At 31.2% G+C, this 11,692-nt stretch carries 10 protein-coding genes; 4 read left to right on the top strand and 6 right to left on the bottom strand.

Annotated features, from left to right (window positions below; genetic code table 11):
• Nucleotides 1-14: 14 nt before the first annotated feature.
• The 5 genes from Q0958_RS10235 to Q0958_RS10255 all read right to left on the bottom strand — a co-directional run bounded on the left by Q0958_RS10235 (nucleotide 15) and on the right by Q0958_RS10255 (nucleotide 4,783).
• Nucleotides 15-941 carry a FecR family protein gene (locus Q0958_RS10235; RefSeq protein WP_299122655.1) on the bottom strand — a complete coding sequence of 309 codons (927 nt, stop codon included), beginning with the start codon at nucleotides 939-941 and terminating at the stop codon, nucleotides 15-17.
• A 70-nt stretch (nucleotides 942-1,011) separates the two neighbouring features.
• A complete protein-coding gene (locus Q0958_RS10240) occupies nucleotides 1,012-1,530 on the bottom strand; it encodes an RNA polymerase sigma factor (RefSeq protein ID WP_299122657.1) in 519 nt (172 codons plus the stop codon).
• Between the two features lie 68 nt (nucleotides 1,531-1,598).
• Complete coding sequence (locus Q0958_RS10245) at nucleotides 1,599-3,344, bottom strand: M14 family metallopeptidase (protein ID WP_299122659.1); 1,746 nt, start codon at nucleotides 3,342-3,344, stop codon at nucleotides 1,599-1,601.
• A gap of 4 nt (nucleotides 3,345-3,348) precedes the next feature.
• The gene (gene coaD, locus Q0958_RS10250; RefSeq protein ID WP_150901402.1) at nucleotides 3,349-3,801 is read right to left on the bottom strand and encodes a pantetheine-phosphate adenylyltransferase; all 453 of its coding nucleotides are present in this window, start codon (nucleotides 3,799-3,801) and stop codon (nucleotides 3,349-3,351) included.
• A 4-nt stretch (nucleotides 3,802-3,805) separates the two neighbouring features.
• A complete protein-coding gene (locus Q0958_RS10255; protein WP_299122663.1) occupies nucleotides 3,806-4,783 on the bottom strand; it encodes a D-alanine--D-alanine ligase in 978 nt (325 codons plus the stop codon).
• Between the two features lie 153 nt (nucleotides 4,784-4,936).
• Between Q0958_RS10255 and Q0958_RS10260 the strand changes: the two genes are divergently transcribed.
• Nucleotides 4,937-5,518 carry a PASTA domain-containing protein gene (locus tag Q0958_RS10260; protein WP_299122665.1) on the top strand — a complete coding sequence of 194 codons (582 nt, stop codon included), beginning with the start codon at nucleotides 4,937-4,939 and terminating at the stop codon, nucleotides 5,516-5,518.
• Between the two features lie 16 nt (nucleotides 5,519-5,534).
• On the top strand, nucleotides 5,535-6,572 hold the full coding sequence (locus tag Q0958_RS10265) for an RluA family pseudouridine synthase (protein ID WP_299122667.1): 1,038 nt from the start codon (nucleotides 5,535-5,537) through the stop codon (nucleotides 6,570-6,572).
• A gap of 66 nt (nucleotides 6,573-6,638) precedes the next feature.
• On the opposite strand, the gene cmk is transcribed toward Q0958_RS10265, so the two are convergent.
• The gene (gene cmk / locus Q0958_RS10270; RefSeq protein ID WP_299122669.1) at nucleotides 6,639-7,328 is read right to left on the bottom strand and encodes a (d)CMP kinase; all 690 of its coding nucleotides are present in this window, start codon (nucleotides 7,326-7,328) and stop codon (nucleotides 6,639-6,641) included.
• A gap of 236 nt (nucleotides 7,329-7,564) precedes the next feature.
• On the opposite strand from cmk, the gene Q0958_RS10275 reads away from it, so the two are divergent.
• Entirely contained in the window at nucleotides 7,565-9,835 is a 2,271-nt protein-coding gene (locus Q0958_RS10275) for a gliding motility-associated C-terminal domain-containing protein (RefSeq protein WP_299122671.1), read from the top strand.
• 11 nt (nucleotides 9,836-9,846) lie between these two features.
• The gene (locus tag Q0958_RS10280; protein ID WP_299122673.1) at nucleotides 9,847-11,676 is read left to right on the top strand and encodes a PorP/SprF family type IX secretion system membrane protein; all 1,830 of its coding nucleotides are present in this window, start codon (nucleotides 9,847-9,849) and stop codon (nucleotides 11,674-11,676) included.
• The last annotated feature ends 16 nt before the right edge of the window (nucleotides 11,677-11,692 follow it).

The raw sequence follows: 11,692 nt of genomic DNA on the forward strand, positions 1-11,692 counted from the left end.
TATTTTTTGCTTCATTAATTATATCTCAATACAATCGGACTATTTTTTGCTAATGTAAAAGAAATTTTCATTGGAGCAAAAACTGTTTTCAAAGCAACATTAATATTTTTGTGAGTAAATGTACCTGTAAATCGCTTATTTACGTCAATGCTAGTCGTGTCAAACTTAATTTTGTATTGTTTTTCTAAAGCTGTAATTACTTGACTAATAGGTGCGTTAGTGAAGCTACTTTCACCATGTATCCACGATGGAGATTTTTGGTCAAAATTCCAACTTTCACTACCATCATTAAATATTCTATGAGCCTTACCTTTAGTTAAAATAACCTCATTATTATTTTTTGGAGTAACCCTAACTTTTCCTTCAAAGCACTGAGTTTCAAAAAAGTTTTTTGAAGAGTTAACAGTAAACTTAGTTCCTAAAACAGTAACATTCCCCTCTGTTGTATTAACTGTAAAAGTTTTACCTTTTTCAACTTCAAAATAAGCTTCTCCTTCTAATGACAAACTTCTATTAGTATTCCAATCTTTTTCAACATATTCTAATTTAGAATTTGGAGAAAGGTGAACTTTAGAGTTGTCAGGTAACGAAATAGTAATTTGCTCCCCGAAACTTGTAGAAATACTATTGGTATTGTTTGCATTAAAATAAAAAAAGCTAACTATCAAAGCTATAGAGGCTACAGCACCATATAACCATGCTGGAGTTAACCTCCTTATTTTGGTAGTAGTTTCTTTCTTTTTCTCTAATGTTTCCCCTATTAGATTATTTAAAGCAGCAGTTTTATCATAAGCTGGTGCTTTTAGTTGCTGTGAAGCATCATTTATAGCTTTAAAATGATGGTAATCCTCAGAGCTTTGAAATTGTTTTAGCTCTTCTGGAGTCAGTTCATTGGCTATCCAACGAGCTAAAAAAGTTTCATCTTTATATTCTTGTTCCATTTCCTGTGTATTCTTGCTATTTGTATTAGAACATTTAAAATATTATTTACCCTACTATAAATATAGTTTTTTAAACTTTACCAATTTGTTCCTTTAATGTTAGTAAAGCTTTACTCATTCTTTTTTCTACTGCTTTTACAGAAATTCCTACTATCTCCGCTATTTCAGTGTACTTTTTTTTATCAATTCTGCTTAGTAAAAAAACTTCCCGTTGTTTTTCTGGTAAGTTAGCAATTACTCTTTTTAGTTTTATATAAAATTCTTCTTCTTCTATAAGAAATTCAGGAGTCTCATTGGTTCTATCTGGAACAATATTTTTCTTTTGGTGCTCTAGAACTACTTTTTTATGAGCAACTTCATTTAAAAACTTATTGTTGGCAACAGTGTATAAAAAAGATTTAGCTTTTTCAAATATAACTTTTGCGCAATTATCCCAGAGTTTTATATAGGCCTCTTGAACGATATCTTCTGCTTGCTGAGTATCTCCACATTTGTAATAAATGTAGTTTCGTAAAGATTGTGAATGTTGATTGAAAATTTTCTCGAAATTTTTCTGTTCACAAACTGATTTTAAAGGTTCGTTATTCATTAGTATATTCTAATTTTCCAAAAATATGAAAATGAAACTAAGAATTCTATAAAAAAATTAACATTAGTTTAATATTTTTTAAAAACAGGAAGCATCATATGCGATTTTTCATAATGAGGAGTCGCCTTGTATATGTATAGTAATTGGGCATAAGCGCTTTTAGCAAACTCTTTATCTGTACTTAGTTTTTCCTCAAACTTCTGTTTAAAATCTGGGTTGTTTTTCAAATATTCAGCAGCAATATCCTCAAAAACATAGGAAGAAAAGCCTTCTTTTTGCTGTAAAATAGTATCGAAAAAATTCCAATTAAAGAAAGAATCAGTTGCTTCGGCTTCTAAAGTTTCAATTAAATAACGAATACCTTTTTGTTTTGTAGGAATATATAAATCACCTTTTTTAAACATTACTGGCTTTAAAGTCTTTTTAGTTTGTGTGTTGTAATGTAAGTAATGTCCTTCGTATGGCTGTTTTCTAGATTTGAAGTCAGTTATATGCTGTATTTCTGCGATTAAAGTTGTATCGTTTTTAAAACGAGTAAACTCAATTTTATTAGTTGTTAATCTATCTATTATTTTATGCCAACCTTGTTGTAAAATATAGGCTTCTGGTATTTTAACTTCTTTAGTAGCAAGGAAATTATTGTAATAAGGAATGTTTTTAGTGTAAGGTTTAGTTCTGTCGTAAAATAAACGCTTACCGTTAGTAACTTCGCTATCAATATAAGTTCCTTCGTATCCCATAAAGTTAAACTCACTAGGATTTGTATTATCAACCTTAAATGAAATTGGATATGTTTTTAGGGATATTACTTCTTCAAAAGCTTTATTTCGTAAATCTTTAATTTCTGAAGAATATTTTTCTGAAAAATCTAGGCTAGAAAATAACAAGTCATAAGTTTGATTTACTCTAATTTTATATGGCTTAAGCATATGAGTTTCTACCATTAATCCAAGTGTATTGAATAGGGTAGTGTAACCTGTAGAATATCTTGGAGAATCAAAAAACTGTGACCATCCTTTATCTGGAGTACTTCCCCAAACATTTACATAAGGTGTAATAGCAACTTCTTTTTGAGCTAAAGACTTTTCTACATATGGACGCATTTCATTTTCTAAAAAGTGTCCTAACTTACCACCTAACTTATTATGTTGTGTGAATAAGTGTGTGATAGCATATTGGTAGTCAGCTCCATTACTTACATGATTGTCAATAAAAATGTCTGGGCTAACGATATGGAAAATTTCAGCAAAAGCAGCCGCATTTTTGGTATCTTGTTTTATGAAATCACGATTTAAGTCATAATTACGAGCATTACCTCTAAAACCGTATTCTTTAGGACCGTTTTGATTTGCTCTTGTATGAGAATTTCTATTTAAAGCGCCTCCAATATTATAAACAGGAATAACACATATTAATGAGTTTGCATAAGCTTTTTTTAACGAATCGTTTTGAACAATATCACGTAAAAGTAGCATGGAAGCATCAATACCATCAGATTCTCCTGGATGAATTCCATTATTAATTAAAATTCTATTTTTTGAAGAATTTTTAATTTTTGTTAAGTCAGTTTTTCCATTAGCATTAAAAATAGCCAAATGTAAAGGGTTACCAGAATCAGTTTCACCAATTTCAAATAATGATATCTCATTATATGTATTGGCTAAATCTTTATAAAAAGAAATTACCTCTTTATATTCAGGAGTTTCTGTTCCGTTTGATTTTTCGAAAAGTGTTGTAAAATCTTTTGCTGCTTTTGTAGAATTTTGTTTGCAAGCAAGAAAGCTAAGCAGGAATATAAAGTATAATTTTTTCATTTTATTAAATTCTTACAGCATCTGGAACTAAACCGGTATAATCTCCATTATTTCTAATAACATCGCGAACTATTGAAGACGAGATATAACTTTTTCCAGAAGATGTTAATAAGAATACAGTTTCAATTTCTGAAAGTTTTCGGTTGGTATGCGCAATAGCTTTTTCAAATTCAAAGTCGGCAGGATTTCTCAAACCTCTAAGAATAAATTGAGCGTTCTGTTCTTTACAGAAATTTACAGTTAAACCGCTGTAAGTAACTACTTTTATTTTAGGTTCGTGCTTAAATGTTTCTTCAATAAAACGTTTGCGTTCTTCTAAAGAAAACATATATTTTTTGTCGGAATTAATACCAATAGCAATTACTAATTCGTCAAATAAAGTAACACCACGTTCAATAATATCTAAATGGCCTAAGGTAATAGGGTCGAAAGACCCTGGAAATATTGCTTTTTTCATTGTGTTAATTTTTTAGTGCCATTTCAATAGCGTTTCCACATAATTCAGTTAACGAAATACCCGCACAATTTGCTTGCTGTGGTAAAATACTAGCTTCAGTTATACCTGGTACAGTATTCATTTCTAAGAAATGAGGTTCGTTATTCACAAATATATATTCAGAACGAGAAAAACCACTCATATTTAAAATTTGGTATACACGTTTGGCAACTTCTGAAACTCTTTTTTCTTGTTCTTTAGTTAAACGGGCAGGTGTAATTTCTTGCGATTTCCCTTCATATTTAGCTTCGTAATCAAAAAAGTCATTTTCAGAAACTATTTCAGTAATAGGTAATACTGTAACTTCTCCTTTATATTCAATAACACCAACAGAAACTTCAGTTCCGTCAAGGAAGCTTTCTATTAATATTTCAGAATCTTCTTCATATGCCTTGTCTAAAGCAGGAATTAATTCTTCTTCAGTATGTACTTTTGAAATACCAAAACTAGAACCAGCATTGTTAGGCTTTACAAAACAGGGTAAACCAATTTTCTCAATAATTTGCGTTGTGTTTATCTCATCTCCTTGATTCAGATATACTGATGTAGCTGTTGGAATTCCGTATTCTTTAACAACACTCAAAGTGTCTCTTTTGTTAAAAGTTAAAGCCATTTGGTAAAAAGGAGCAGAGGTGTGCTTTAATCCAATTAAATCAAAATAAGCCAAAATAATTCCGTTTTCACCCGGAGTTCCATGAATAGCATTGAAAACACAATCGAATGAAATTTTTTCATTGTTTATTACAGCTGAAAAATCGTGTTTATTAATAGGGTATTCAATATCGTTATCATCAACTAAAACCCATTTGTCTTTTAAAATATGAACTTTATAAGGATTGTATTTTTCCTTGTTAAGATGCTTGTAAACTACGTTTCCACTTTTTATAGAAATTTCTACTTCAGAGGAATAACCTCCCATAATTACAGCTATATTTTTTTTCACTTTTTTGTATTTGAATTATTTTTTGATTGCTTATTTGTAAAATAGATTACAGCATAATTATACAAACTTACCAAAAAAACTCGTTTAAGAGTTAATGAATTAAAAATAGTAATATTTTTACTGTAAATTTGTGCCACTTTACAAAAAATCGATATGAGTAAATTTTCAGAAAATTTTAAAAATTTGTTTCAGTTTATAAAGAGCAAAAGTTTCTTTATACAAATAGGAATAGCTGTGGTTTCTATTTTAGTATTTGTTTTTGTGTTACAATGGTGGTTGGGAGTAACAACAAATCATAATCAGAAAATACAAGTACCAAACTTGCATAAAATGTCTTTGGATGCTGTTGAGAAAAAATTAGATGAACTAAATTTGGAGTTTATAGTAATAGACAGTGCTAGTTATAATCCAGAGTATCCAAAAAAATCGGTTATAGAGCAAAATCCTGAAACTGGCGATTTTGTAAAAGAAAAACGTAAAATATATTTGACGTTAAATCCATCAAAATATAGAGATGTTGAAATTCCAGATTTAAATGGAAGAACTCAGAGGCAAGCATCAACACATTTACGTTCTATAGGGTTTAATGTAGGGAAAGATATTACGTGGGTAAGAGACATAGGAAAGAATGTAGTAAGAGGTTTAATATATAAAGGAAGTAAAATTGAACCAGGAACAAAATTACCAAAGAAATCTACCATTGAACTTATTTTAGGAGACGGTAACGGTAACTAATTTTTATTATTGATTTATGCAGGAAGATACAACTCCAGGAATGGAAAGTGACGATTTATACGAGCACCATAGATTTGTAGCAACAGACGGACAGGAGCCTTTAAGAGTAGATAAGTTTTTAATGAATTTTATTGAAAATGCTACTCGAAATAAAATTCAACAAGCAGCTAAAGCAGGAAATGTTTTGGTAAACGATGTAGTGGTAAAACCTAATTATAAGGTAAAGCCAAAAGATGTAGTTCGTATCGTTTTATCATACCCACCAGCAGAAAATTTATTAGTAGCTGAAGATATTCCTATTGATATTGTTTATGAAGATGATGAAGTTATTGTTGTAAACAAACCAGCAGGAATGGTGGTGCATCCAGGTCATGGAAATTATTCAGGAACTTTAGTAAATGGATTAATACACCATGTAGAAAATTTACCAACAAATTCTAATGAACGTCCAGGTTTAGTACATCGTATTGATAAAGATACGAGTGGATTATTAGTAGTTGCGAAGACTGAGTTTGCCATGGCGCATTTATCAAAGCAATTTTTTGATAGAACTACAGAGCGTTTGTATTATGCATTAGTTTGGGGGCATATTGAAGAAGATAAAGGTACTATAGAAGGAAACATTGGACGTAGTTTTAAAAATCGTTTGCAAATGGATGTTTTTCCTGATGGAGAACATGGAAAACACGCGGTAACACATTTTAAAGTTTTAGAACGTTTAACCTATGTTACGTTAGTGCAGTGTAAATTAGAAACAGGTAGAACGCATCAAATTAGAGCACACTTTAAACATATTGGACATACACTTTTTAATGATGAGCGTTATGGAGGTGATGCAATATTAAAAGGAACAACATTTACAAAATACAAACAGTTTGTAGATAATTGTTTTAAAGTATTGTCTAGACAAGCATTACATGCCAAAACATTAGGATTTACGCATCCTAAAACAGGAGAGTTTATGCAATTTAATTCTGAAGTTCCAGCTGATATAGAAGCATGTTTAGCAAAGTGGCGTACCTACTCTGAGAATTCAAAATTTGAAGAAAATTAAAAATATTTTTGAAATACTAAAAAGCCAGCTCCTTAGAGCTGGCTTTTTATTTTATATAGTGATGAGTTACTGTAAGTTTCTATTTACTAAACTCATAATGCGTTCAAACTGTTCTTTGAGTCCCATATCAGAATTATCAAATTCTACAGCGTCATCTGCCATTACTAAAGGAGAGTCTTCTCGTGTTGAATCAATTCTATCACGTTCTTGAACATTGTGTAAAATTTCTTCATAATTTACATCATCACCACGATCTAATAATTCTTTATAACGTCTCGTTGCACGTTTGTCAGCAGAAGCAGTCATAAATAATTTCAATTCAGCATCAGGGAAAACAACAGTACCAATGTCTCTACCATCCATTACAATACCTTTGTTTTTACCCATTTCTTGTTGCTCGCTCACTAATTTCTTACGAACCTCAGAAATTGTAGCAATTTTACTTACTAGTCTAGAAACTTCAATAGTTCTAATGTCTTTTTCAACATTAGTGCTGTTTAATATCATTTCAGCAAAACCTAAATCTTTATTAAAAGAAAAAGAAAGTGAAATTTTGTCTAGGTTAACAATTAAATCTTCTGGGTTAAAATGCGTATCAGAGATATAATTTTGTTGCATAGCATATAATGTAACAGCTCTGTACATAGCGCCTGTATCTACATAAATATATCCTAATTCTTTAGCTAATTGCTTAGCAATGGTACTTTTTCCGGTTGATGAAAAACCGTCTATGGCAATGGTGATTTTTTCTGTCATGAATACTTAAAAATGGACCACAAATATACGGTAGATTTTTGTTGTTTTTTTAATGTTAATTTTATTAAAAATAATAAAGGGGAAATACCTTGTTTTTTAGTGGGTTATAGTGCGATTTTTGTTTTATAAATTGTTAAAGTGACTTACTTTTTATATATTTCCTAATAATATTATAGCGTGTTAATACCTTTATTTAAAAAAAAGTGTATTTTTATCGTCCCTTAGGATCCCTTTAAATGAACAAAATAACTAGAAGCATACAAATACTTTTAGGTGTATTTCTCTTTTGTATTCACTACACTACGGTTGCACAAACCCTGCTTCCACCTACACTACATTTTGGAGCAAGTGCTTGTGATGATGCTCCTGTTGGGGATAAAAATTTTCTAATAGACATAAGTTATTCAGGTAGTTTATTTAATGATGATAACAAATTTATTGTAGAATTATCTGATGCAGATGGTAATTTTGGATCACCAGCTGTGAAACTTACCGAAGTGAATACTCCTATTCCAAATAATAAGTTTAAAATAGATAATGTAGGTTTTACATTACCTCCTGGTACTTTTGGAAAGAACTATAAAATACGTATTCGTACGACATCTCCTGTTGTAACGAGTGTAGAATCTAGTTCTTTTGAAGCTTATTATAATATGTTTGTAGATGGAGGATTAAGTATACAAGATGCTAGTGGTAATAATAAACCTACATTGTGTCCAGGTCAGGATTTAGAAGTTTTTTTAAGTACCACAGCAGTTGGTCAATATCAATGGTATAGAGAAAATGGAGCTGTAGATATATTGGTAGCAACCACACAGGATCCAAAGTATACAATTACAGCGCCTGGGCTTTATTACGTTGTTGTAGATTATGGAATATGTAAAAATGCAGAGTCGGTAAGGATTCTTGTTACTGGAATTAGTAATGCTGATGCACAAATAGCTAATGTAAGTGCTATAGAAGAAATATGTAGTACTAAAGATTATGAGCTTAAAGCCTCAATAAATAATTCTTCTTATACATATAAATGGTATTATAATGGAGTAGAAAAACAATCTTCAAACTCTAATACTTACATAATACCTGCAGAAGGTCAGTTTGGTAAATATAGGTTAGATATAGATACTGGAGATTGTACAACAACTTCCAATGAAGTTGAATTGAAGCAAAAATCATCTGCAAGCTTTAGTATTACTACAGTAAATTCAGGAGAAAGTGTAATGTTGCCTTGTGAAACCAAGAAGGCAGAAGTTACTGGTGCACCATCTGGAGCAACAGTACAATGGTATAGAAACGATATAGCCCTCACAGGTCAAAATTTATTTGAGTTTAATATTACTTCACCAGGAGAATATTATGCAATTGTTACAGATCCAACTTCATCTTCTTCATGTCCAGCAACAGTTAAATCAGAAACATATTCTGTTTTTACTTTAAAAAAATTTATAGTTGATATTAGAACTCAGGATACGAATTATACTGAATGTGAATCTACTACAGCTAAATTAGTTATTATAGGAGTTAAAGCGTCAGTTGAAGAAAATGCAAATGAATATGATTTAACAGATGATCAGCTTAATGAGACATCTCCTGTGTTAATAAGATATCAATGGCATAAAGACGGAAACCCTATAACAACTGGAGGTACAGGAAAAGAACTTGATATTAATTCATATTTAGATAATGGAGAATATGAATTAGAGGTAAAGTCATGTATACTAGGAACTCAAAATGGTAAGTCAGCAAAAACGAGTGTGAAATTGGCTGCGCCATTACCAACTATAACTTCTATGCCTAATTCTAATTCTTTATGCCCAGGAGGTACAATAACTTATAAAATAGGAGGAGGCTTATTGCCTGGCTTTACCTATGAGTGGTTTAAAGATGGAGGGACAACAGCGGTGGCTACTAATGTAGTAGATTTTGCTGTAACCGAAATAGGTGAGTATGTACTTAAAATGACAGGTTTTGGGTGTGAAAGATCTATAGCCCCTATTAATGTAGTATTGTTTGATGAGTCGGCAATAGAAGTAACACCATCTGTAAAAGTAGTATTAAATCAAGGACAAACGGTAACGGTAACAGCATCTGGAGGAGAAAGTTATGTGTGGCATGAAGGACAAGATGATACGGGAACTGTATTGTCAACAAACGAAACATTAGATGTAAATGCACTTGGTTTTTATACAGTAGTAGTAAGTGTAGGAAGTTGTAGCGTTGTTAAAACAATAGAAGTCGTAGAACAAGACGACCAAATTATAGTGCCAAATATTGTAACGCCAAATCAAGACGGAGTAAATGATACTTGGCAAATATCTAATAGATATGCATTTCAACCAACTGTAACCATACAGTTGTATAATTCAAACGGGAAAGAAATTTTAAATACAACCGATTACCAAAATAATTGGCCAACTGAAAGTTTGGGGAATCAGCGCGTTTTTTATTACAAAATAATTAGAGATGATGTTCTAATTAAAGCAGGTACAATATCGGTATTAGATTAAAGTATATGGGGATGATTAAAAAATACATAGTATACACGTTAATATTAGTAACTACGTTTTCGTTAGAAGCGCAGATGTCTAATAGTGCGCAAGAATACAATAGTTTTACTTCAAGAAATTTCATGAAGTTTAATCGTTTTTTAACGGTTCCTACCTTTTCAGCTTTAAGAGAAAATAAAACATCAATTACAGCTATAGTACGAAATAGTAATATAGCTTTTGAAGATAATCCAAGATTGTATTTAGGGACCTATTCTGGTAAAATGCGTGAGAACGTAGGAGCTGGATTAGCTATTTATCAACAAGAAGTAGGAGTTTTTAAAGATTTTGGGGCCTTAGCAAATTATGCACATCGTTTACAATTGAACGATAATATGGATTTAACTTTTGGATTTAACTTTTTATATAGCCGTAGAAGTGCTAATGCTTTAAAAGTAAATTCAGCTGTGCCAGATAAGCAAGTAGCAAATTTTCAAGATATACCAATTGTTAATTTCCAACCAGCGGTAACCTTATCGTTTGGTAAATTTGATGTAGGTGTCTTTTTTGAAAACTTAGTAGATTTTAATTTAAAAAGTAGCGAGATGGCTACTTCTTTTGGTGAAAAAACATATTCAGCCCATGCAATGTATTCTCATGAATTTACCTATGCTTCTGGTATTTTCGAAGGAGCTGATTTAAGAGTGTTAGCAATAGCAAGAAAACCAGGAGAAGGAACCTTTAGTGCTGGAGGTAATGCTATTTTAGATTTACCTAAAGCAGGATGGATAAAAGCTGGTTATGATAAAACATACGGTATTTCAGCAGGAGTTGGAGTAAATATTTCAGAAAGTTTAGCTATCGGTTTTACTTATGAAAAGAGTGATTTTGCCGCAACTAATGAAATTGGATTGATATACAATTTTGGTAAAAAATACTTTAGAAGAGATCGTCCAACCAGAAGAGGAGGTAATGTTAAAGTTACTTTACCTAATAGAGGTACAAAAAAGCAAGAATATGACAATCCAGAGCACAACGATTTATCGGATGAAATTCAAAAGGCACAAGATTCTATAGATATTTTAAATAAAAAAGTAGATCAAATTCTACGTTTATTGAAGAATCAGCCTGAACCTGTGAAAGTTAATACACCAACTCAAGTTAAGAAAACAGATGCAAAAGACACTTCTTTAAGAAGAAGGTCTAATAAACCATGGAGACAAAGCACAATAACCCACGTAGGTGGAGGAGGAACGATGTATTACATTATTGCAGATAGGTATAAAAATGAAGAACGAGTGCAACCATTAATAGATAAATGGGCAAGATTAGGTTATGAGGCGAAATCTATATTTGACCCAAAATCAAAAATATATTGGGTCTACTTAGATCGATTTGCGAAAGAAGAAGATGCAGAAGAGAAATTAGAAAAAGAGTTTGGTGGAGGAACAAGATTCTTTGAGAAAAACAATGATAAGAATGACGAATCTTCTATCAAGGTAAAAAAGAATAGCAAGGATGGTGTATATATTAGGAAATTAACTATTGGAAAAGAAGGAGATAGTTATAAAGAACCTAAAAAGCAACCACCAGCAAGAGTACGTACAATGGCTAAAATGAAAGGTGTAGAACCTGGTTATTACATAGTTGTTTATGTAAATTCTAAAAAATCGTTGGCAGATAGAAATGTAGACGAATTAAGAAATGATAATATAGATGCTGGTTATTTTATAAATCCAGCAACAGGATATATGCATATATATATAGCGAAGACCCAAGATCGAAAAGAAGCAATACGATTGTATGAAAGCAATTTAGACGGCGCTTTTTATGATAGAAAATCTATAATAAACGTAAAATAATAAAAGTTTAGGTACA

It is taken from the genome of uncultured Tenacibaculum sp., from assembly GCF_947499065.1.
Taxonomy (GTDB): domain Bacteria; phylum Bacteroidota; class Bacteroidia; order Flavobacteriales; family Flavobacteriaceae; genus Polaribacter.